The following is a 22,548-nucleotide window of genomic DNA, read 5'->3' on the forward strand; positions in this document are numbered from 1 at the left end:
GAGCTGCTCAATGCTTCGGTTGTTGCCGATCGATTGAGAATCCATCTACCAGAGCAAACCACTCTCCGTTCTCTCTCTGAAAGGGGTCAACGGTATGCATACCATCGCTGTTCCACCATTCATCGCCGGGCTGTAACACCGGTTTCTCCCTTGCCGGCTCTTCACTGTAGGTGTTTTCTGTGAGTTCAGTTATCCGGAACGCCCACACGTTTGTACCGTAGTTCGGAATCTCATCCTGTGCATATCGATAGATGACTCCATTATAAAGCGTTACTCTTCCTCCGGGACGGGCAAAATTCGGACTGTTGCACACTACAGGGCTTTTCGGATGTTCTTTCCATGGCCCGGTAATAGTTTCAGAAGTGAACAGGTGGAGGTTTTTTGATTTAAGGGAATAACTGAAAAGATACCAGCGATTCCGATAGTGAATAACTGACGGGTCAACCAGTGCTGCAAAGCGGTCTTTGCCCTGGACAAGTGTTGTCAGATGCTGCCACTGGTCAGGAAAATGAACTGCACGGTAGAGTTGAATGCCCCCTGAGCCCATACATTCAGGGATCATGTAATAGTTTTCCTCTGCCATGAAGATATAGGGATAGGAGAGGTGAAAATGCTCTCTGAGAACAACCTGGCAATACCGCCACGCTATGCCGTTTTTACTGAATGCATAAGCGATCTCCCCCCTGTTGTTTTTATTGTTCAATACTTCAAAGAAGAGGTGATAGCCACTCTCCGTTTTTATCATGAACGGGTCTGCAACAAAGCGGGCAGAGATATCGGTGATATCTTTTGCGGTAAGTACAGGATTTTCAATGGCTGTCGGCGGGTGAAGCTCAATGGGCGAGTGCCCTTCATAGATACCGATTGCCCAGGTTTCCCTGCTGCGCCTGAGAATCTTTTTTTTGTAATGCTTTCTATAGCGGGCAGTGACGATCAGCAAAATCGCAATGGCAGGAAGGATGATCAGCAATAAGCTTGTCGTCATAACGATTTCTATACATGGTTGCTGGAAGTGAGTGCTGCATGCCATAGCCCGGCAGCCACTTTATTACCGGTGATCGTAACGCCGCCGGTTATGAAAGTTTTTTGAGCATCTCCCGGAGTGCCGAAGAGACTTCGGCAGGATCGATATCAATGATATCAGGTGTCTGTGATATGATAACCTTCTGTATGGTGCTCAACGGCCCGAACTGTGTTCGATCAGCGAGATACTCCCTGTAGAGTGCTATCAGGGGCGTATCGGAGCAGGCAGCAATATGGACCAGGGAGGTGTCTGGAGTGATGAGGAGCCTGAGCTTCCTGACGATTTCACCTACCTCATAGATGTTACGGGTTGACGGAGATTCAATGACATTGGTATGCGGCTTTTCAAGTGCTCTTTTCTCTTCAAGGTCCTGAGGCGTAGAAAAGATTATAAACCGTTCGTCAGGGAAGGCCTGAACGAGTTCCGACCATTGCTGCAACGTACGGTGTCCGCCAATATGCCCCGCACTGATATTAATCCCTATGTATTTTCCGGGCTCAAGACTCTTCAGGAAAGCTTCCGTTTCATGCGATACCGGCATCACCGGCAGATACGGTCTGCATGGCTGTTCTAACGTTTTTGTTCCGAGGAAATTCAGCAGAGCAAGGTTTTTCAGTGACTCATGGGTGTTTGGCTCCATACTGATAAGGTGGTCGAACAGACCTTCATGACTGGGGCTGAAGTGGCTTACCTTGCTTCGGGCGCGGACAAGTACCGACTGGATCAGAAAATGGAATGAAGGGTGATCCTTTGGATTGAAAAGCAGATCAAATTTTTTTGAAAGAATCCCTTTATAGTATCGCGGCATGTTTCTTTTTGCATGATAAACCGCCGTGACATTTTTATCTGCACTGAAAAAATTGAAAATAATCTGGCTGAAGGCAATGACATGGATTGCGAGTTCAGGAAACTCCCTTCGCAAGGTGCCGATCAGGGGTGTCAATAAAATACAGTCGCCATAACACTCCCGGGCGAGAATAACGATGCTTTCGGGTGTTTCCTGAAAAGGAGGGATGTTCTCAGGTCGCTTTCCGACGAATTGGAGGCTCTTTGCAAAGCGCTGACGAAATACCCGATGATCCTTTTTTTTCGATTTCATACTTCCTGTGTAGACGATTACGTGCGTTCTATTAATTTATCAGCCAGCAGCTCGTACCGGTCAACTACTTTTTGCAGGTCAAACTTCTCTTCCACGATCATTCGTGCCGCTTTTCCCATCTCACGATAGTCGGATTTCAAAACTTTTGCTACCCCTTCAGCCAGTGCCTGACTGCTGCCGGGTTTAACAATGATGCCGGACTGGTTGTTGACAATCACATCCACCAGTCCGCTTCCGGATGTGGCGACAACCGGTCTGCCCGCCGCCATGGATTCAAGTGCACTCATCGACATGCCCTCTTCGGGTGAGGGCATAACGGTCATGTCCACTCCGGCGAGTATCTCCGGAATATCTGTTCTGAATCCGGTGAAGAGCACCTTTTCCTCATGATCACTTTGTGTTGTTAACGTCTTCAACTTCTTTTCGAGACTGCCTGTACCAACAATCAAAAAACGGATTGAACCGATTTGTTTAACTATTTCCGGGATTGCTGCCATAAAGCATTCAACGCCCTTGTTTTCGTCCAGTCGGCTTATGATGGCAACCACGTATTGCGAAACCCTCTCCTTTTGCGATGCGGTTGCATTACTGTCGAACCGGCTCAATTCGATGCCGTCATAAATTACCGTGATTTTATCTGCGGGGATAGAGAAATCTGAAACAAGCTCACGTTTTATCTTATCAGAAACAGCAATGATTCTGTCGATAAGTCTGGAGTAGAGGAGTTTATTGATCTGTTTTTTTAATCCTGTTTTTCTGTAGGGAACATTACGGGTCAGGATTACTTTTCTGTTTGCTATTTTTGCGGCAAGGGATGCGACCCAATAAAATTTTGGGGAGCAGATCTCGATGAGATCAATATGGTTCTCTTTTATAATCCGGATAAGCTCCGGGATAACTAACAGGTTTATATCTGATTTCGGGTCGATAGTGAAAACCGGAATGTTCTCCCCTGGGAGCCGGAGTGCAAGACCGCTTCCGGGTAAACAGCACACCGCGACCTTGTGACCCCGCATTTGCAGTTCCCGGCTGAAGAGCAGAATTCTGTTTGCGCCGCCAGACCAGTGGGGTGTGGCATCAAATATCATAAGATTCATCTGTGGCTGCTCTTATTGACGAGAAATTCTGAAAATGGATAAACCCGGTTGTATCGTTTATTGGCAGCTCGCCGGCAAGGTATTGTAACAACTGCGGATGCTGTTTTTTCTGCCAGCAGGGTACGCTTTCAATAGAGAGTTATGGTTTCTGCTTGTTTTTTCTCTCGCCAATACCTATCTGTTCATAAGGCCTGAATTCAGGGTGTTCAGGATGATAAAGTATCAAATTTCAGGAGTTTCATTGTAACAGATAATCAATGCGGATATTTTCCTCTCCAGACTCATTTACGGCACAGCGCCCCTCTTTTCTGGTCAATACCCTTATTCTGGCTCTTCTGATGGTGCTCTACTCTCTTGCAGGAGAGCTTCTGTTCTGGCTGATCAATGGAGATCGCCTTGATGCGCTTTCCCTGATGCATACGGTGAGTACCATGCTTCCCCTTATGCGGCTGATTCAGGTTGCCGGTCAGATTTTTGTTCTTGCCATTCCGGTTATCCTGCTTGCCGGCTGGCATACCGGCAGCAGAAATGCGTTTTCCCGGCGAAGCCTTGCCTTTCTGGGGGTTGGGATGCATCCGCACTCCGGTGCCATTTTTCCTGCAGTTGCTGGTATTTTCCTTCTTCAACCGGCGTTGTTTACCATAACAGCTCTTCAGGATCTTTATCTGTGGCCGGCTCTTGGCGCTGCGGGTTCAGCTGTTGTCAGCCAGCGGGATATGATGGACTCTTTTATCAAGGCACTTGCGGTTGTGCGTTCGACGCCGGAGCTCTTTTCGGTTGTGTTGGTTTTTTCTCTTACTCCTGCGGTGTGTGAAGAGCTCTTTTTCAGGGGATATATCCAGCAGAATTATACCCGGTCGATGTCATCGGCCAAAGCTGTTTTACTCACCGGAGTGGTTTTTGCATTCTTTCATCTGAGTCCGGCGAATCTTCTTCCTCTTGCGTTTCTGGGGTGGTATATTGGGTATGTCTACAGCGCTTCAGGCAGTCTTATGGTGCCTTTTGCTGTGCATTTAGCAAACAATCTCGCCGCGCTCCTCATGCTTTATGCTGCGGAGAGCGGATTTTCTCTGAACGTATCCGCTCAGATACCGCTTCTCCGGAGTGTCTGGTGGTGGGTTGTTGTCGCCGGGAGCTTGTCTCTGTTTGCTCTGGTGATTCGCCGGTTTTTTCCGGTCATGCCTTCAGTGGCGGAAGAGGGGGAAGAAAAATACCGGTCAGATGTTTAAACCATGATCTATGTCTAAACTCTTAACGATAAATTTATTGCAGCGGGTAGTGGTGGCTGTTGCCGGTATTCCTTTTCTGCTCTGGCTGATCAACGTTGGCGGGGTGTGGTTTTCCGGCTTTTTTTCACTGCTCGCTCTGCTTGCGGTCTATGAGTTTCATCATCTTGCAGCGCACAAGGCTTCTCCTCCACCCCTTTGGCTGGCAGTGCTGATAACACTGCTCTTTCAGCTTGATTTTGCGTTTCATCTTGTTGAGGTATGGGAGCTGCTGCTTGCGGTTGTGCTTTTTCTTTTCGTGCTCGAACTGTTTTCGAAGGAGGGTTCACCGCTACTCAATCTCGGTTCGGTTTTCCCCGGTCTTCTCTATGTTAACCTTACCTTCGGCGCCCTTTTACGGCTGCGTCTTGATGCTCCGGAGGGAAGTGGTGTTGCCATGGTCTATCTTCTTTTTCTCTGTGTCTGGGCTGCTGATATTTTTGCTTATTTCGGCGGAAGCACCCTCGGTGGAAAATTTATTCGCCGCAAACTGTTTGAACGTCTGAGCCCGCATAAAACCTGGGAGGGATTTCTGTTCGGTCTGGCGGGCAGTGTATCGGCGGCACTGATATACGGTAACTTTTTTCCATCGTTGCCATTGAATACCGCGCTGATGACGGGATTGCTGATCGGGGTTGCCAGTCCGGCAGGAGATCTTGTTGAGTCCATGTTCAAACGGGATGCCGGAGTCAAAGATTCATCCGGTCTGATACCGGGCCACGGGGGGGTGCTTGACCGGTTTGATACCATCATGTTTGTATCGCCATTTCTTTATTTTATAGCGTTTTACCTCTGAGCCTGCTGCCAGCCGGAGCAACATGCGGTATGGATTATAAATGTTTTATATTACCCGTTAAACGGGTGGCCAGGTCTCGTGTGTTTCCCCCGGTATAAGCGTATTAACTGCAAGAGATTGTCATAATGAAAATTGAAGGTCTTCTTTCCGAAAAACATATAGTTCTGAATCTTGAACTGGCAACAAAACGCCAGGTTATTGAAAAAATGCTCTCTATTGCGGCCACTCATACCGGAGTGACGGATATCAATAAGCTACGGGAGGATGTTGTCCGGCGTGAAGAGGAGATGTCTACCGGTATCGGTAAACAAATAGCCCTTCCCCATGCCAAGACCAGTGCGGTCACAGAGCCGGTTCTGGCATTGGCAACGCTTCAGCGTGAGATCAATTTCGATTCGATTGACAATGAGCCTGTACAGATTGTTTTTCTTCTTGCGACTCCGGCAGAGATGCTTGCTGAACATCTGAAACTGCTTGGTCGTATTACAAGGCTTGCCGGTCGTGAGGAAGTTCGCAGGAGCCTTCTTCTTGCCAGATCGCCATCCGAGGTACTTGACCTTTTCAGAGAAGAGGAGAAGGATCTGCCCCAGATTTAACGGGATCGCCCCTTGAATTGTCAATAAACTATATACAGGCGGGGCAAACCGACTCTTGTTCTATGCCCATATCATTTTTACTATCAGAGGATTATTAAAGCTATGCCGCAGTATCAGGCAGTAAAGGGAGCAAGGGATATTTTCCCGGAAGAGTCTGCTCAATGGAAATATGTTGAAGGAGTTATTCATACGGTCGCATCTCTTTACGGGTTCAGCGAAATAAGGACTCCTGTTTTTGAATATACCGAGCTGTTCCAGAGAGGTATCGGTTCGACTACGGATATTGTGGGGAAAGAGATGTTCTCTTTTCTGCCGGATCCAAACGGGCGTTCCATTACGCTTCGTCCGGAAATGACCGCCGGAGTAATGAGGGCGGCACTGCAGAAAAACATACTCTCTGCTGCCCCGGTTCACAAGCTGTACTATATCGGTGAACTGTTTCGCAAGGAGAGGCCCCAGGCCGGTCGTCAGCGCCAATTTTCGCAGTTCGGAGCAGAACTGCTCGGCGTTTCAACGCCGGCAGCAGTGGCTGAGGTTATAACTCTGATGATGCATGTTTTTGAAGCTCTTGGGCTCCGCGGGCTGAAGCTGAGAGTCAATTCGCTTGGTGACGTGAACGACAGGAACCGTTATCGAGAGGCATTGAAAAGCTATTTTTCCCCTTTTGAAGAGATACTTGATGCTTCTTCAAAAGAGCGCCTTGAAAAAAATCCACTCAGGATTCTTGATTCAAAAAACCCTGCCCTTCAGGATATAATTGCAGGAGCCCCACAGTTGTATGACTACCTCTCAACCTCTTCGGTTGAAGATTTTGAAAAGGTGCTCTACTATCTTGACGAACGGGGGATTACCTATGACAGAGATCATCGTCTTGTCCGGGGGCTTGATTATTACTGCCATACAGCCTTTGAAGTCACCAGTTCAGAGCTTGGTGCCCAGGATGCCATAGGGGGAGGAGGTCGATACGATGGCCTTGCCCGTGAGCTTGGAAGCTCCTCAGAAGTGCCGGCTTCAGGTTTTGCCGCAGGTATGGAGAGAGTGCTCTTGACCATGGAAAAACAGGGACTGTTTGCGGCTCTGACCCCTCAAGGGCCGATCGTCTATGTTGTTCTTCAGCAGGCAGAGCTTGCTGATCACGGCATGCAGGTCGCATGGCGTTTGCGAAAAGCCGGAATCAGGACGGAAATAGACCTCGCCGCAAGGAGCATGAAGGCTCAGATGAGGGAAGCAAATCGAGCAAGAGCTGCCTATGCTCTTTTCATCGGTACTTCGGAAGTGACAACAGGGCTTTACACGCTCAAGAATCTTGTTACCTCGGGGCAGACAACCCTTTCGATGGAGGCAGTGCTTGAGATTCTTCATGAACCGGCGTCAGGAGAGCTGCAGAAATGATGACCGGCAACAATTGCCACCGTGTAACGCTCTACGGTAAAAAAGAGTGCTGTCTGTGTGATGAGGCTATGGAGCTGCTTGAACGGGTACGTGCTTCAGTTCCATTCGAGATTGAGAAAATAGATATTTCCGGCAATCCCCGGCTGCAAGAGGAGTTCGGACTCAAGATACCGGTTATCTATGTTGACGGTGTCAGGGTATTCAACTACCGGGTAAACGAAAACAAACTGCGATCATTACTGACCGCCTGACAGGAGAGAGTGGCAGGAAAGTTTTCTCTTTGTCCTTGAACTCTTTGCACTCCCTGTTGTTACTTGTATGAAATTCTCTACCGAAACGGTTCGGTTACCAATAGTTTAATTGCTCAGACCGGAGCTTCCCGCAATGCTGAAATTTATTCTGCTTGTTATTGTTTTCTACCTGCTGTTCAGAATGGTGCGGCGTCTGTTGAGAGGCGGACTGTTTTTTTATTATGGAGTCCCCCGTCACAGGGAAAACTCTCCAGGCTCTTCTGCTTCACCGAAGCAGATTGAAGAGACAGACTATGAGGTTATAGAGAGCCATCTTCCGGACAAGGAGAGGGATGTTGTGTAACTATTTGGCTGTTGAAGGATTTTTTGTACATTAGTACACTTGATTTGACGACGCGAGAATTATCTTATCTGAAAGTGGGGGTTCCCCACTTTTTTGTTTTCCAAAAGGTTTGTACGGGGTGATCATGCAAGAGCGCATCAGGAGCAGTGTTCTCCAAATTATTGACGGGTCTGCAGGCACCAGAGGTGAGGGGGCCTATCTTGTTGATCTCAAGGTGAAAGGCCCACAGAGAGCCAGGAAAATAGAGATACTTGTCGATGACGACAGCGGTGTTCGCATTGATCAGTGTGCATGGCTGAGCAGAAGACTCAGGGAGCTGCTTGAGGGTGATGAGGAGCTTCTTGCGCTGGTTGGAGAGGATTTTGAAATCACGGTCTCTTCTCCGGGGCTTGGCGAGCCACTCATGCTTCATCGTCAGTATGTCAGGCATTGCGGAAAAATTATTGAGGTAACCTACACGGATGAGGATGCGGTGCAGAGAGAGCTCAGAGGCCGTCTTCTGCGGGTATCACTATCGGAAGAGAGCCGGCCGCATATCGTGATTATGCCGGAAAAAAACAGGAAAAAAGGCAGTACGCCAAACAGAGAGGAAGTCACACTGTACCTTGATCAGGTAAACCGTGCAATTCCTCTGGCGCAGTTATAACAGGTTTTTAGGGATCAGCGGGAGTTATCTTTTCAAAAAGCACAATCAAGAAAGAGATGGTCAGAAAAAAGATAAAAGATGAGGGAGTGGACAGAAGAGCACAGATTGCCAGTGCCTTCGGGGAAATCGAGCAGTCCAAGATCTTTCTGGACAAGCGCACGGAAAGTGCGGCTGTTAAAATGGATATTGCCGATCTTCTCAAGGATATCATCCAGAAGCAGCTCAGAAAAGATTATGATCCTGAAGTTGAGTCCAACATTTTCATCAACCCGGAAAGGGGAGATTTTGAAGTCTATATTCTGAAAAAGATTGTCAAGGAAGTAGACATTGAAAGCATTGAGATCAGTCTTGATGAGGTGAGGAAAATTGATGACTCCCTTGACATCGGCGATTACTATGAAGAGGGCCCTATCAAGCTGGATGATTATCTGAGCCGTAAATCCATTCAGATCATCAAGCAGTCCGTACAGAAAAAAGTCCGGGATCTTGAGCGTCTCGTAGTCTATGAAGAGTGCCTTGAGAAGGTGGGCGAAGTCGTTGCCGGTGAGGTCTATCAGATCCGTTCGAATGAGGTTATTTTTACCTATAACACCTCAAAAGATCACCGCGTTGAGCTTGTTCTGCCGAAGTCGGAGATGATGAAAAAGGATAATCCCCGCAGAACTCCGAGGATGAAACTCTATATCAAACGCATTGAGCGGGAGAAAGTGAAGACAAAGCTTGATGACGGTAATGTGGTCGAGCGCGAAAAGGCGGACGGCGGCATGAAGGTGATTGTATCAAGAGTTGATGACCGTTTCCTCTACAAGCTTTTTGAACATGAGGTTCCTGAAATTCTGGATGGTCTTATTGTTATCAAGGCTATTGCACGAGTACCGGGTGAGAGAGCCAAGGTTGCCGTTGAATCCACCAGTGCCAGGATTGACCCTGTAGGGGCTACTGTCGGGTACCGCGGTAAACGTATTCAGAGCATTGTCAAGGAGCTGAACAACGAGAACATTGATGTGATCTACTACACCGATGAGCCGCAGATCTATATTTCACGTGCGATGCAGCCTGCAAAAATCGATCCGCTTACGGTTCACGCCGACCCGAAAACAAGGAAAGCAAGGGTTATGCTCAAACCGGACCAGATCAAGTATGCCATTGGAAAGAACGGTAACAATATTCATCTGGCTGAAAAACTGACCGGCTATGAGATCGACGTCTATCGTGATGTTATCGACAAGTCGATGGAAGATCCGACCGATATTGATATCATCGAATTCCGTGAAGAGTTTGGTGATGATATGATCTACCAGCTTCTGGATGGCGGTCTTGATACGGCTAAAAAAGTGCTGAAAGCCGGAGTTGAAGAGATTGAAAATGCATTGCTTGGGCCTTCCAAGCCTGAAGAGGTAACAGTTTTTGGCCAGCCACAGGGTCGCAGACCAGGCATAAAACCGAGAGAGCGAAAAGTAACCGAGGATGAAAAGCGGTACTGGAAAAAGATTGCCGAGAACATCTATAAAACCGTTAAAGAGCAGTTCACCGAAGCGGATTTGCAGGGTCTTTTTGATGACGATGCCGATCAGGATTCAGTTGAGCCGGTGGCGGATGAATCCTGAGTAGTCCCTGTAGATGTCAGCATTGGATAAAGAGTAAAGAGTTTTTAAATCCAGAGGAGGATGTAATGGCCCTTGAGGACATGGAAAAGAGATATCGAATAAGTGATATAGCAAGAGAACTGCAGTTGAGTCCGCAGGAAGTCTTACTTTTTGTCAAGCAGGAAGGAGGCAAGGTGGCCTCTACATCCTCTATGGTAAGTGAAGAGATGCATAACCTGATTTTCAGCCACTTCAGTGTTGAAAAGAAAATGGTTGATGAGACCAAAAAAATCCGGGCGGAAAAAGAGAAACGGTTGTCAAGACTTGAGGAGCAGTCACGCAAAACGTATGAAAAAGAGAAGCAGCTGCGTGACACCCTTAGTCCGCAGTCCGCTCCTGCCGTAACGACCCGGGATGCAAAAAAAGATGATGTTGAGCACTCTCTTCCGGGCGATCTTCCAGCACCTTCTGTTATTGATCAGCCATCACCGGTTGCTGACGATGGAGAGATTGCTGAGTCTGAGCAGCTGTTTCCGCTTATTGGCGAAGATTCAGTTCTTGATCCAGTAAAGATTGAACCGTCAATCAACGAACATCTGGTCTCTTTTGACAGTCCGCAGAATATGGGCGGCCTTACCGTACTTGGTACGCTTGATATGCAGGCCGGAAGGAACAAGAAAAACCGGAAAAAGAATTTCAAGGAGCAGGCAGATGCGCTGAAAGACGAGTTTGAGACGAAAGTCACTGAAGAAGTGCATGTTGATGAGAAAGGCGCTGTGGTAAAAAAACCGCTGAAAGCTGCCGGGGACGAAAAGCCGAAAGCGCTGCTGGATGACAGTGCAGGCAAAAAGAAAAAGGGCAAGAAGAAAAAGAAGCCGGAAGTGGATGACAAGGTGATTTCGGCAAACATCCAGAAGACGATCAGCGGTATGGAGGATGGCAGCGGTACCGGTTCGCGCCAGAAATTCCGCAAGATGCGCCGGATCGATCGGGAGCGCGAGCAGGAGGAGGCTGACGCGTTGCGTGAGTCACAGCAGCTTATTGTCAGGGTAACCGAGTATGCTTCACCCCACGAACTGGCCGAACTTATGGGCGTTACGGCAAAGGATATTATCCAGAAGTGCTTTGCTCTCGGGAAGTTTGTTACCATTAATCAGCGCCTTGACAAGGAGTCTATTGAACTTATTGCTCTTGAGTTTGGCTATGAGGCCGAATTCATCTCTGAAGTTGAAGCAACAGCCGTTATTGCCGAGGAGGATGCTGAAGAGGATCTTCAGACCCGTCCTCCCGTTGTCACCATCATGGGACATGTTGATCACGGCAAGACCTCACTGCTCGATTATATCCGAAACAGCAATGTTGTTGCCGGTGAATCCGGCGGAATAACCCAGCATATCGGTGCTTATGAAGTTACAGTTGACGGAAACCGCAAGATCACCTTTCTTGATACACCGGGCCATGAAGCCTTTACCGCCATGCGTGCAAGGGGTGCCCAGGTTACCGATATTGTTATCCTTGTTGTAGCTGCAGATGACAGCGTAATGCCCCAGACCATAGAGGCGATCAATCATGCCAAGGCCGCCGGTGTCCCGATTGTTGTTGCCCTTAATAAAATTGACAAGGTTGAAGCTAACCCCGAGAAGATCAAAACACAGCTTTCCGAAGCGGGAGTGCTTGTTGAAGAGTGGGGTGGCGAGTATCAGTGCCAGGAGATCTCTGCCAAGAAAGGTCTTGGAATTTCAGAGCTGATGGGCAAGGTGCTGACCGAGGCTGAGATGCGTGAACTGCGCGGCAACTATTCCGCAGAGGTCCCGGCAAGCGGTATTATTGTTGAGTCAGAGCTCGACAAGGGCAAGGGTGTGATCTCGACGGTTCTCGTTCAGCGCGGATTCCTCAAGGTTGGTGATCCGTTTGTTGCAGGCAATACACTTGGCAAGGTTCGGGCCATTATGGACGAGAGGGGGAAGAGAATTCCCTCTGCCGGCCCTTCACAGCCCGTTATGGTTCTCGGATTCGAGGATCTTCCGCAATCCGGTGATGTTCTGACGGTTATGGTAACTGACAGGGAGGCGCGTGACCTGGCGCAGAAACGGCAGGTCATCCGTCGCGAGCACGATTTCCGTCGCAGTACGCGTGTCAAGCTTGACAGTATTGCCCGCCAGATCAAGGAGGGCCTCATGAAAGAGCTGAGTGTTATCATCAAGGCTGATACTGATGGCTCCATACAGGCTCTTGCTGACGGACTCATGAAGATTCAGAATGAAGAGGTCAAGGTGCAGATTATCCACCAGGGTGTCGGTCAGATAACCGAAACCGACGTGCTTCTTGCTGCGGCTTCAGATGCTATTATTATCGGCTTCAGGGTACGTCCTAATGTCAATGCCAAGAAGCTTGCTGAAAAGGAAGATCTTGATGTTCGCTTCTACAGCGTCATCTATCATGTTCTTGAAGATGTCGAAAAGGCTCTTGAGGGTATGCTCTCTCCGGAACTTCATGAAGAGAGTCTTGGCTCCCTTGAAATCCGCCAGGTCTTTAAAGTGCCGAAGATCGGTAACGTTGGTGGATGCTATATGCTTGAGGGTAAAATATTCCGTGACTCCAAGGTCCGTTTGCTTCGTGACGGTGTGCAGATCTATGAAGGGCAGCTTGCAGCACTCAAACGCTTCAAGGATGATGTCAAAGAGGTGGATGCCGGATACGAGTGTGGTCTGAGTCTCAAGAATTACGATGATATCAAGGTTGGCGATATTGTTGAGGCTTACAAAATCGTAGAGAAAAAACGGAAATTGTAAACCTCTTATTGTTGAGTTATGTCCATACGTACTGAGAAAGTAGCATCACTTCTGCAGCAGGAGCTCGGAGCAATTATGCAGAAAGAGCTCCCCCGAAACGGGCCGATTATCACGGTTGTCGATGTAAAGGTTACGGCTGATCTCGGTATAGCAAGGATATATGTCTCCATTATCGGGACATCCAAAGAGCAGGTCGAAGCCATGGCATATCTGCGTGAGGAGACAAAAAGTATCAGAAAGATTCTCTCCGCAAGAATCCGCCACCACTTCCGGCGTATTCCGGAACTTGAATTCCATGAAGATCATCTCTATGAGCGAGCCACAAGGATTGAAGAGCTGTTGAGCAGTGTGCGTAAAAGCGCCCCTGAAAACCGTGAAGAGTAAGCTTTTTTGCAGGCAGTGAGTATGGATGAACAGCAAAACAGGGAGCAGCTTCAGGATGAAGGTGCATTTCTCCTGATTGACAAACCGTTGGACTGGACATCGTTTGATGTGGTTGCCAAAATCAGGAATACCTACCGCCAGAGCGGTCTGAAGCGCAAGGTTGGTCATTGCGGTACCCTTGACCCGAAAGCCACCGGTCTTCTTATCCTCGCCTCCGGCCGGAAAACCAGGGAAATTTCCACTCTTGAGATTCTTGACAAGGTCTATGACGGCGCCATCAAGCTCGGTGTTATGACGGAGAGCCATGATTGTGAAACCAGTGAATACGGTCACTGCAGTACCGCTCACCTGACAGTGGAGCAGATCAGAGAGGCTGCTTCACGCTTTGTGGGGACCCATCAGCAGCAGCCCCCGATGCATTCGGCTGCATGGCACAAGGGAAAACGGCTGTATGAACATGCCCGCAAAGGAGAGGTGATACGGGAGAGGAAGGCAAAGGAGATTGTGATTCATCGCTTTGAAGTTACCCGGATTGACCTTCCGATGGTCTATTTCGTTCTGCATGTCTCCAAGGGTGCCTATATAAGGGTTATTGCTCACGAGTTCGGCCATGCTCTTGGCACTGGCGGCTACCTGGCCGCACTGAGAAGAGTCGCTATCGGTCCCTATCAATTGAGCTCTGCCAGGACCCTGCCTGATACTATCAAGGATATTGTTCAAAGCACCCATCAACCCGATCTGTAAAGGGAGATAACGGAAGTATGCGTATTGTGGAATATGATAATCATCATGTCTGTGGTTTTGGCACTGCCTCTCCTGTCGAGTTTCCTGTTGTAGGTTCGGCGGTAACCGTCGGCTCGTTCGACGGGGTGCATAAGGGCCACCGGATGATTATTGCCCGACTTGTTGCTCTTGCCCGCAGTCGTCAATTGCGAAGCGTGGTGGTGACTTTTGAACCCCATCCAAGAAGAGTGCTCAAAGGTGCCGTTACCGGCCCGCTTGGATTGCTTACCACACTGGAGGAAAAAATCAACCTGCTTTCGAGGGAGGGGGTTGATCTGCTTTTTGTTGTCCGTTTTACACCGGATTTTGCCCAACGCAGCTCGGAGGATTTTATCCGCAATGTGCTGGTCAGCCTTATTGGGGCAAAAAGCATCATCATCGGATATGACCATGCTTTCGGACGCGACCGGAGCGGCAGCGGCACAACACTTGAGCATCTCGGCGGAGAGCTGGATTTTGATGTTGAGGTGCTTGATGAACTGCTGATCGGTGACGAGCATTTCTCAAGTACAAGAATCCGTCAACTCCTCGCAAGCGGTCTGATTGCCGAGGCGAATGAGTTTCTCGGCTCTCCCTATATGATCAGCGGAGTAGTTGTTGATGGTGACAAACGGGGCCGGGAGATCGGCTTTCCAACGGTTAACCTCCAGCTTTCCGATCCGGACAAGCTGCTGCCCAAGAGCGGGGTCTATCTTGCCCGAACCGAGCTTGACGGTCGTTCATTCAGGGTTATGATGAATATCGGCGTGCGTCCGACGGTCACCTCAGAGGGGATTACAACCGTCGAAGCCTATATTCTTGGGTATTCCGGCGCGCTCTACGGTCGTACTCTGAAGTTCAGCCTTTTTCGCTTTATCAGGGAGGAGCGCAAGTTTACGTCACTTGATGAGCTGAAAAACCAGCTTGAAAAAGATAAAAAAACGGTGGAGTTGTATAGTATATAATATTATATTGCAGGTCAATCGATTTAACATAACAAATGAAGAGCTATGAGTCTCACAAAAGAGCATAAAGCGGAAGTTATCCAGCAGTTCGGCGGTTCCGAGAAGAATACCGGAAAATCTGAAGTTCAGGTGGCATTGTTCAGCCGCAGAATTACCGATCTTACCGGCCATCTTCAGCTGCATCCGAAAGACAAGCACTCCCGTCGTGGACTGCTTATGCTGGTAAGCAAGCGCAAAAAAGTTTTGAATTATATAAAGAATGTTGATATCGACCGTTACCGTAAGGTGATTGCCGAACTTGATCTCCGCAAGTAAGCAGTTCTATCCGAACTCTTTTTGCCCGATCTCTGCAGGGCTGTTGCTCTGCAGGTTATCTTTTTAACAACGAATGAAGCAGGGAAGCCTATGTTGGAAAGTATGACCGGATATGGCAGTGCGGAGTCAGTTGAAAACGGTGTTCGCACGCTTGTTGAGCTACGCTCAGTCAATAACCGGTTTGCAGAAATCAGTGTAAAGCTTCCCCGTCAATTACTCTCGTTTGAACTTGAAGTCCGCGAAATGATACGGGCCCATTTTCAAAGGGGTAAAATATCCGCGTTTATTCAGGTTCAGCTTGATGAAGAGCAGCCTATAGCTGTCAGCGTCAACGCGTCAAAGGTTAAAGCCTACAAGGGACTGCTTGAGACCCTTCAGAGAGAAGCCCAGCTCACTACACCGGTTACGCTGGAGCATCTGCTCCGTTTTCCGGAAGTATTCGATAACGGTACAACTTCACTTGACCAGATCGAAAAGCTCTGGCCTGTCGCAAAAAAACTGCTCCAGGAGGCCATAGATCGTCTCAAGGCGATGCGCCGAAGGGAAGGGGAGGAGCTTCTGGTTGACTTCAGTGTACGCATTGCGGAGATTGAACAGACACTCGCTCTCGTTTCCACGCTTTCGGCAGAAAACCTTGAAGCGGTCAGAAAAAGACTGGCGGCAAAAGTAGAGGCAATAGCCTCAAAGGATCTGGCATACAGCAGGGATCGTCTTGAAATGGAGCTGGTGCTTGCTGCCGACAAGCTTGATATTACCGAAGAGTTGACCAGATTCGCCAGCCATAACAAGTTTTTCCTTGAAGAGCTGGGAAATGATGAGAGCGGTACAGGAAGAAAATTGAACTTTCTTCTTCAGGAGCAGCTTCGTGAAGCCAATACCATCGCTTCTAAATCCCAGAATGCGGAAATATCCCAGAAAATGGTTCGAATAAAGGAAGAACTTGAAAAAGTCAGGGAGCAACTGCAAAATATAGAGTGATGTTATGGTTGAAGAGCGGAAACGGCAGGGGAAACTGATTGTTTTTTCAGCACCATCCGGTACCGGCAAGTCAACAATTGCCAAACAGTTGCTGGAGCGGATTCCTGATATAAGATTTTCGGTATCTGCTACAACCCGCGAGAAGAGGGTTGGTGAAGTAGAGGGGATTAACTATTATTTCCTGAGTAAAAACGATTTTGAGGAGAAGATCCGCTGCGGTGGATTTATTGAACATGAGTTTTTTTTCGGAAACCATTACGGGACTTTGCTTGATAAAACCCGTGAGGTAATTGAGAGCGGCAGCCATCTTCTTCTTGATCTTGACGTCAAAGGCGCGCTGAATCTCAAGCGGCTGTTTCCTGAAAACTCGTTATTGATTTTTTTCAAGCCGCCGAGTATGGAGATACTGGAAGCCAGACTCAAAGGACGGGAGAGTGAAGATGAAGAGAGTCTGAAATTGCGCCTTGAGCGTGCCCGTCTTGAACTTGAGTATGCGGAACGGTTTGATGAGGTGATTGTAAACGACAATCTTGATCTGACCGTGGAGACGGTCACGGAACAAGTCAGAAAATTTCTTTTATAAACGTCATAATTATAGTGCAATGTCGGTGAAACCTGTTGATTTGAACAAGCTGAGAAGTGCGCACTCGAATTTGTACGAGACGGTAGTTGCGATTTCGAAAAGAGCTAAAAAAATACATGATGAGGAGCGCGCTGATCTTGAAGACAAGCTGCTCCCCTACAAGGAGATGATCCGCAACCCGAGCAGTGAGTCTGAATCGGACAAGATATTCCCTGAACAGATCGCTATCAGCCTTGAGTTTGAAGTCCGTGAAAAGGCCTCGCATAAAGCAGTTGCGGAGTATTTCGAACACAAATATGATTATACCCTGGAGAAAACTGCCGAGAAAAAGCCTGTTCAAGTAGAAGAAGATGATGAAACTGACGGGGATTAATCAGATTACCCTTCGCGTCAATGACCTGCGTCTTGCCGAAGCATTTTATGGGGGCATTCTTGGTTTCAAGCTTGACCACCGGGTTGGAGCTAATATCTCTTATCTGCGTATCAACTCTGACCTTCTGGTACTGGTAAAAGCCGAAACCCCGGGATCTCCCGAAGCGCGTGATATAAGGGTTGACCATTTCGGGTTCAGGCTTTCCTCCGATGCTGAAGTCGATGCTGCTGCACGCTATCTTGACGATAGCGGAGTACATCTCGTGACCAGACCCGCCCATCGACGTGAGGGGAGGGCTTTTTTTGTCATGGATCCGGACGGAAATCTTGTGGAGTTTTACTCCATGCATGAAGCCGGAATCCAGAAAGAGAGTCCTGATATTGATGTCTCCACTCCCGGTGCGCTTGCAGGTGGAAGTCGCCCGAAAATTTCGGAGGAAAAAGAACTTCAAAAGCCCCGCCGTTCAAGGAAATAAACCATTTCTGCCGATACCGGAATCCTGGTTATCCTCCCCCGAAGCGCTCTTATTTTTCCATAGGTCCCATAGGTCGTATAGTACCTATGGGAGATTTAAGAACCTTCTTACCTCTGAGTACTATTCTTGTTTATTCCTGAAGTTACTTCAGCAGTATTGCTTCAGCTTCTTTTAGCTGCTCCGGCGTATTGATTCCAAGTATCTCATCCGGATTCCCGGTTTTGAAGGCACAAACCCGTTTGCCGCTTTTAAAGCAGATGCTGAATACATCGGTGAGATAGTACTCATTCTGGGCATTATTGGTGGTGATCTCTCCAAGTGCCGTAAACAGTACCGGTGCATCGAAGAGATAAATACCGGAGTTGATTTCACTCACGGCGCGTTCCTCTTCAGTAGCATCCTTGTGTTCAACAATTTTCAGAACGATGTCGCTGTTGTTGTGCCGGATGACTCTGCCGTAGCCCGAAGGATCGGCAAGATCAGCCGTCAGAACGGTAGCGACCGCACTCCGGCTGCGGTGAAACGCTATCAATTCCTGGAGCGACCGGAGCGTGACAAGAGGCGCATCTCCGGAGAGGATGAGTACCTCACCGTCAAAATTCTTCAGAGCCTCTTTGGCCTGCATGACGGCATGACCTGTTCCGAGCTGAGGTTCCTGAAGAGCAGCGATGAGAGCGTAGCCGGCAGTCGCTTGTTTTACCTGTTCAGCCTGATGGCCGACAATGAGTACGACTTTTTCCGGGTCAAGTGCGTTTGCTGTGTCGAGAACATACTCAACAAGCGGCTTTCCATTTGCTCTATGCAGCACTTTTGGAAGGTCTGAATGCATGCGCGTACCTTTTCCGGCCGCCATGATGATTACTGCAAGTCCCATAAATATTATAAACGATTGGAGTAAGGGGGAGTTACGATAACGGTTCACTCATTTCGCCGACGCGGTGACGGCTTTTAGGGTTATTCTCTCTGTCGACAATAAGAACCATCGGCTTATAGTTTCGAGCCTCATCTTCGTCCATGACCGCGAAGGTCATGATAATGATCTCATCGCCTGCAAGTGCACAGCGTGCAGCGGCTCCGTTGAGCTGAATCACCCTGGAGCCATGTTCTCCCTTGATGATATAGGTTTCAAACCGTTCACCATTATTATTGTTGACCACAAGCACTTTTTCATTGGGGATCATATCTACCATCTCAAGCAGTTCATTGTCAATGGTGATACTTCCTTCATATTCGAGATCACCACTGGTTACAATAGCGTTGTGGATTTTTGATTTCAATACATGTAATTTCATGAACAGATTGACTTCATTATTGTTGTATAAATGCTTCGCCGCTTCCCTTGAAAATGCGGTATTTCTTCAAACCCTGGTCGCTTTCAAAACCATATCCCCGTATGGTTTCTCCGGGCCTTGTTATCGTTACAAACTTGTCTGAGCGGATCATCCGGTCTTTGGTTGTCCGTTTGACATACTCGGTTCTTATAACCGTTGTCACGGCGGAGGTAATGATAACATTACCGGAAGCTTCAATATCCTGATTATCATGAATAACAGCTTTTTCTGCTGTTATTGACGTCGAGGGTAGGCCGTTGACGTCAAAGAAGGTAACCCTGATTCCCCCGTCAAGATGATGTTCATCTCCGGTGTTTGTTCTGTATATCGCACCGTGCCCGGCTTCAATAACTCCCGTTCTCTTACCCGAATCGGTAATAGCAAGCCTCGCCGTCCAGCTTTCCTGAACGGGATGATTGATACCTATAAAGCGGGTCTCCGGAGAACGACGCTCCTTTTGAGAAGCGCCGCATCCCGTCATGACGAACAGAAGAGCCAGCAGAAAAAGAACGATGGACTTATCGAACACAGTGGATCATTACTTGATATTCAACTGGTTCATTACCTTGAACGTCAGATCATGATCAGGTGTGCCGTAAACCTGGGCGCCTTTATCAATCACCAGGGTAAATCCGTCCTGCTGGGCAATTGCCTTGACTGCGGAGAGTACCTTCTCTCGGATAGGAGTCAGGAGCTCCTGCTGCTTTCTTTCAACAACTCCACCCTGCTCCTGCTGGTACTTCTGGAGTGCCTGTGCCTTGCTGTTTACCTCCTGCTCTTTCTGATCTCTCGCCGCTTTGGTTGTAGCAGCAGGGAGCTGACGGTAAGCTACTACTGATTTCTGATACTCTGCATTCAAGCGGGCAAGCTCTTTCTGGAGCGGTGCTGCAGTTGCCTGCAGGGTGGTTTCCGCCTGTTTGGTTTCAGGCAACTGCTGGATGAGTTTTCCGAAATCAACAACACCAACCTTGCCGGTCTCCTGCGCGGCCTGGACCGGGGAAGGAGCAATGAGCATAAGGGACAATGCCGCCGTAACAATGGCCCGGCGGGAAACGTTTATAAATCCTCCTGAATGATTCATCAATTTCAAGGTTTAGGTTATCATGTTTATGAGTCGAAATCGTATAACGTGTAACTGGACAAAATTATACATTCAAAGGTAATAATTCCCCGATAAAATACTATAAAAAGCTGATAAGCCCGCATGCTTGAGGATTTTGTGATGGCTCAATTCCGGGATGACGGGATGTGGTTGGCTGACAGGCCCGGAAGAGAGCTGGAGCAGGGCTTAAAGGAGTTTCTGGTGTTCTGTATAATTGGCCGATTGCTATATTTTCCGGAAAAACTGTTCAGGCATCTGCATGATCGCGGTTTTCAGTTCAAGTTCAAAAAGATGTACAAGCAGTGATGAGACATCCATTCCCGTTTCTGCCGCCAGGGTATCGATATGTACCGGCTCTTTCGTCATCCGTTCCAATATAGCCCGTTCATGGTCATTCAGCTTCAGATAGAGATTGTCAGGCGGGAGAGCGGCGGTTTCCGGGAGTGTGTTTGCAAAGTGCGGCCAGAGTTCCGTAATGATATCTTCAACACACATGACAGCTTTTGCCTGTCCCTGCTGGATCAGCCGGTTTGTTCCTCTTGAGCTCCGGGAGAAAATACTTCCGGGTACGGCGAAAACCTCCCGATTCTGCTCAAGAGCATTTGCGGCAGTAATCAGTGCGCCTCCTTTCAGATCTGATTCTGTCACCAGAGTTCCGGCAGAGATGCCTGATATGATGCGGTTTCTTTTCGGGAATTTTCCCGGAGAGAGGGATGAACCGATCCACTCTTCGGAGATGAGAGCGCCATGCTCTACTATTTTAGGCCATACTTTCCCCTGTGGATCGGTGTAGATGGTGTCAACGCCACTGGCAAGAACGGCAACAGTTGTACCTCCATGTTTCAGGGCCGCCAGATGTGCAGTCATATCAATACCGTAAGCCATACCGCTGAAAATGACCGCACCGAGAGATACCAGCCCCTGGCAGAGCTTTTCGGTACACTCTTTGCCGTATGGAGAGGCCTTTCTTGTGCCTACAACGGCAATGCCGGGCGTGTGAGGATCCGGCATTGTTCCCCGGATGAAGAGGCATGGCGGCGGGTCGTAGATCTCCTTCAGAAGGGGAGGATAGTCAGGGTCAAGAATGGTAAGCAGTTTAGCATTGCAGCGATGCAGGGCAGCAATCTGCTCTTCTGCTGTGTTCAGAGCAGAAGCTCTTGTTTCGGAGTGAGCGAGAAAATCATGAATCTGACGCGCAAGAGGTTCTCCTATGCCCGGTATCGTTTTCAATTCTTCAACATCAGCCTGCAGCACATCGATGATGTCTGGCAGCTGGTTGATGAGAGCCTTGATCCTTGATGGTCCGATTCCCGGAATAAGGGTCAGTGCCAGAAGCAACATGCTCTTTTCCATGGTGCGCTTCCGTTGAAAGAAGCGGGAAACTCAGAAATCCCTCTTCATGAGAATGTTTGAAAATCCTTTAAGGTAATCTCTGCCTTCGGCATAGGGGAGCGAGTCAATGGCTGAGAGAGCCTCTTCGGTAATCGAGTTGATGAGTGCGGCAGTCTCCTCAAGTACACCGCACCGCTCATAGATGGCTTTTACTTCAGGCACCCTGTCGGCACTGATCCCTTTATTCATGAAGATGGAGTGAAGGAGATCATGTTCCCTGCCTGAGGTCAGTTCAAGCGAGCGGAGGAGAAGATAGGTTTTTTTGCCGTTCATGACATCGCCGCCGGCAATCTTGCCTGATTTGCCATCGTCAGCCATGATATCGAGATAGTCATCCTGAATCTGAAATGCCCGGCCGATTTTTTCACCAAAGAGCACCAGGCTTCTGAGCTGTTCATCCGTAGCATTTCCTGCAACACCTCCGGCTTCAAGCGCGGCTGAGATCAGGCGCCCTGTTTTCTTGGCAATCATGTCAAGGTAGTCGGCAATTGTTGCATCTTTTTTCTCTTCGAGCTCCATATCGAGAGCCTGTCCTTCACAGATTGTGATATTGGCATCGTTGAGAATGTGAACCAGTTCAGTATGACGGCTGCTTTTCGCCTGAAGTGCAAGCTCGTAGGCGTAGGCAATCATCATATCTCCGGAGAGTATCGCCGCATTGACGTTCCATTCAAGGTGAACGGTCGGTCTGCCATGGCGAAGGTCGGCCTGATCCATGATATCGTCATGCATCAGGGTGAAATTATGCAGGACCTCAACAGCAAGAGCAACATTGAGGGCATTTTCAGAAGAGCCGGAGACGGCTTCAGAAGCAAGGAGAGTCAGGAACGGGCGGATTCTTTTTCCCTTTCCTTCCAGAATATACCTGGCTGGCTCATAGAGTGTTACCGGAGATTGTTTTTCAAAACATGTTCCGAGAGCATCATTGATTTTGGTGTGGTAGAGCCGGTACTTTTTCTCGACAAGTTCCTGTGTAACGGGTATATTCATGGTGAAGTCGG

The 22,548-nt window shown here is 48.5% G+C and carries 26 protein-coding genes; 17 read left to right on the forward strand and 9 right to left on the reverse strand.

Features of this window, described 5'->3' with window-relative positions; genetic code table 11:
* Positions 1–7 precede the first annotated feature (7 nt).
* The 3 genes from G9409_RS04725 to G9409_RS04735 all read right to left on the reverse strand — a co-directional run bounded on the left by G9409_RS04725 (position 8) and on the right by G9409_RS04735 (position 3,220).
* Positions 8–985 (reverse strand): glucosamine inositolphosphorylceramide transferase family protein, encoded by a 978-nt coding sequence (locus G9409_RS04725; RefSeq protein ID WP_166807671.1) that lies wholly within the window; start codon positions 983–985, stop codon positions 8–10.
* A gap of 88 nt (positions 986–1,073) precedes the next feature.
* A complete protein-coding gene (locus G9409_RS04730) occupies positions 1,074–2,123 on the reverse strand; it encodes a glycosyltransferase family 9 protein (protein WP_166807672.1) in 1,050 nt (349 codons plus the stop codon).
* A 17-nt stretch (positions 2,124–2,140) separates the two neighbouring features.
* The gene (locus G9409_RS04735; RefSeq protein ID WP_166807673.1) at positions 2,141–3,220 is read right to left on the reverse strand and encodes a glycosyltransferase family 4 protein; all 1,080 of its coding nucleotides are present in this window, start codon (positions 3,218–3,220) and stop codon (positions 2,141–2,143) included.
* 257 nt (positions 3,221–3,477) lie between these two features.
* Here G9409_RS04735 and G9409_RS04740 point away from each other — a divergent pair, with 257 nt between their 5' ends.
* The 17 genes from G9409_RS04740 (at position 3,478) to G9409_RS04820 (ending at position 17,722) form a co-directional block, all read left to right on the forward strand.
* The gene (locus G9409_RS04740; protein WP_166807674.1) at positions 3,478–4,449 is read left to right on the forward strand and encodes a CPBP family intramembrane glutamic endopeptidase; all 972 of its coding nucleotides are present in this window, start codon (positions 3,478–3,480) and stop codon (positions 4,447–4,449) included.
* Positions 4,450–4,459: 10 nt separating this feature from the next.
* A complete protein-coding gene (locus tag G9409_RS04745; protein ID WP_166807675.1) occupies positions 4,460–5,281 on the forward strand; it encodes a phosphatidate cytidylyltransferase in 822 nt (273 codons plus the stop codon).
* A gap of 125 nt (positions 5,282–5,406) precedes the next feature.
* Complete coding sequence (locus tag G9409_RS04750; protein ID WP_166807676.1) at positions 5,407–5,877, forward strand: PTS sugar transporter subunit IIA; 471 nt, start codon at positions 5,407–5,409, stop codon at positions 5,875–5,877.
* Positions 5,878–5,979: 102 nt separating this feature from the next.
* Entirely contained in the window at positions 5,980–7,269 is a 1,290-nt protein-coding gene (gene hisS, locus G9409_RS04755) for a histidine--tRNA ligase (protein WP_166807677.1), read from the forward strand.
* Positions 7,266–7,520, forward strand: coding sequence for a glutaredoxin family protein (locus tag G9409_RS04760; protein ID WP_166807678.1), 255 nt, complete (start codon positions 7,266–7,268; stop codon positions 7,518–7,520). Before hisS ends, G9409_RS04760 begins: the two co-directional genes overlap by 4 nt.
* A gap of 133 nt (positions 7,521–7,653) precedes the next feature.
* Entirely contained in the window at positions 7,654–7,863 is a 210-nt protein-coding gene (locus tag G9409_RS04765) for a hypothetical protein (RefSeq protein WP_166807679.1), read from the forward strand.
* Between the two features lie 124 nt (positions 7,864–7,987).
* The gene (rimP, locus tag G9409_RS04770) at positions 7,988–8,509 is read left to right on the forward strand and encodes a ribosome maturation factor RimP (RefSeq protein ID WP_166807680.1); all 522 of its coding nucleotides are present in this window, start codon (positions 7,988–7,990) and stop codon (positions 8,507–8,509) included.
* Positions 8,510–8,565: 56 nt separating this feature from the next.
* Entirely contained in the window at positions 8,566–10,116 is a 1,551-nt protein-coding gene (gene nusA, locus G9409_RS04775; protein ID WP_166807681.1) for a transcription termination factor NusA, read from the forward strand.
* Positions 10,117–10,181: 65 nt separating this feature from the next.
* Positions 10,182–12,887 (forward strand): translation initiation factor IF-2, encoded by a 2,706-nt coding sequence (gene infB / locus G9409_RS04780; RefSeq protein WP_166807682.1) that lies wholly within the window; start codon positions 10,182–10,184, stop codon positions 12,885–12,887.
* Positions 12,888–12,905: 18 nt separating this feature from the next.
* Positions 12,906–13,271 (forward strand): 30S ribosome-binding factor RbfA, encoded by a 366-nt coding sequence (gene rbfA, locus G9409_RS04785; protein ID WP_166807683.1) that lies wholly within the window; start codon positions 12,906–12,908, stop codon positions 13,269–13,271.
* Positions 13,272–13,292: 21 nt separating this feature from the next.
* Positions 13,293–14,015, forward strand: a complete 723-nt coding sequence (truB, locus tag G9409_RS04790; protein ID WP_166807684.1) for a tRNA pseudouridine(55) synthase TruB — start codon at positions 13,293–13,295, stop codon at positions 14,013–14,015.
* Between the two features lie 17 nt (positions 14,016–14,032).
* Positions 14,033–14,998 (forward strand): bifunctional riboflavin kinase/FAD synthetase, encoded by a 966-nt coding sequence (locus G9409_RS04795; RefSeq protein ID WP_166807685.1) that lies wholly within the window; start codon positions 14,033–14,035, stop codon positions 14,996–14,998.
* Between the two features lie 45 nt (positions 14,999–15,043).
* The gene (rpsO, locus tag G9409_RS04800; RefSeq protein ID WP_166807686.1) at positions 15,044–15,313 is read left to right on the forward strand and encodes a 30S ribosomal protein S15; all 270 of its coding nucleotides are present in this window, start codon (positions 15,044–15,046) and stop codon (positions 15,311–15,313) included.
* 90 nt (positions 15,314–15,403) lie between these two features.
* A complete protein-coding gene (locus tag G9409_RS04805) occupies positions 15,404–16,291 on the forward strand; it encodes a YicC/YloC family endoribonuclease (RefSeq protein ID WP_166807687.1) in 888 nt (295 codons plus the stop codon).
* A 4-nt stretch (positions 16,292–16,295) separates the two neighbouring features.
* The gene (gene gmk / locus G9409_RS04810) at positions 16,296–16,874 is read left to right on the forward strand and encodes a guanylate kinase (RefSeq protein WP_166807688.1); all 579 of its coding nucleotides are present in this window, start codon (positions 16,296–16,298) and stop codon (positions 16,872–16,874) included.
* A gap of 19 nt (positions 16,875–16,893) precedes the next feature.
* Complete coding sequence (locus tag G9409_RS04815; protein ID WP_006366049.1) at positions 16,894–17,247, forward strand: DNA-directed RNA polymerase subunit omega; 354 nt, start codon at positions 16,894–16,896, stop codon at positions 17,245–17,247.
* Positions 17,225–17,722 carry a VOC family protein gene (locus G9409_RS04820; RefSeq protein ID WP_166807689.1) on the forward strand — a complete coding sequence of 166 codons (498 nt, stop codon included), beginning with the start codon at positions 17,225–17,227 and terminating at the stop codon, positions 17,720–17,722. The genes G9409_RS04815 and G9409_RS04820 overlap by 23 nt, the downstream gene beginning before the upstream one ends.
* 142 nt (positions 17,723–17,864) lie before the next feature.
* On the opposite strand, the gene G9409_RS04825 is transcribed toward G9409_RS04820, so the two are convergent.
* The 6 genes from G9409_RS04825 to G9409_RS04850 all read right to left on the reverse strand — a co-directional run bounded on the left by G9409_RS04825 (position 17,865) and on the right by G9409_RS04850 (position 22,537).
* A complete protein-coding gene (locus G9409_RS04825; protein ID WP_166807690.1) occupies positions 17,865–18,596 on the reverse strand; it encodes a sugar phosphate nucleotidyltransferase in 732 nt (243 codons plus the stop codon).
* A gap of 31 nt (positions 18,597–18,627) precedes the next feature.
* Complete coding sequence (gene panD / locus G9409_RS04830) at positions 18,628–19,014, reverse strand: aspartate 1-decarboxylase (RefSeq protein WP_166807691.1); 387 nt, start codon at positions 19,012–19,014, stop codon at positions 18,628–18,630.
* 16 nt (positions 19,015–19,030) lie between these two features.
* On the reverse strand, positions 19,031–19,582 hold the full coding sequence (gene lptC, locus G9409_RS04835; protein ID WP_328700115.1) for an LPS export ABC transporter periplasmic protein LptC: 552 nt from the start codon (positions 19,580–19,582) through the stop codon (positions 19,031–19,033).
* A 9-nt stretch (positions 19,583–19,591) separates the two neighbouring features.
* On the reverse strand, positions 19,592–20,134 hold the full coding sequence (locus G9409_RS04840; RefSeq protein WP_166807692.1) for an OmpH family outer membrane protein: 543 nt from the start codon (positions 20,132–20,134) through the stop codon (positions 19,592–19,594).
* A 246-nt stretch (positions 20,135–20,380) separates the two neighbouring features.
* Positions 20,381–21,508: a DNA-processing protein DprA gene (dprA, locus tag G9409_RS04845; RefSeq protein ID WP_166807693.1), complete on the reverse strand. Its 1,128-nt coding sequence runs from the start codon at positions 21,506–21,508 to the stop codon at positions 20,381–20,383.
* A gap of 30 nt (positions 21,509–21,538) precedes the next feature.
* Entirely contained in the window at positions 21,539–22,537 is a 999-nt protein-coding gene (locus G9409_RS04850; RefSeq protein ID WP_166807694.1) for a polyprenyl synthetase family protein, read from the reverse strand.
* Positions 22,538–22,548 lie beyond the last annotated feature (11 nt).

It is taken from the genome of Candidatus Chlorobium masyuteum (assembly GCF_011601315.1).
GTDB lineage: Bacteria > Bacteroidota > Chlorobiia > Chlorobiales > Chlorobiaceae > Chlorobium > Chlorobium masyuteum.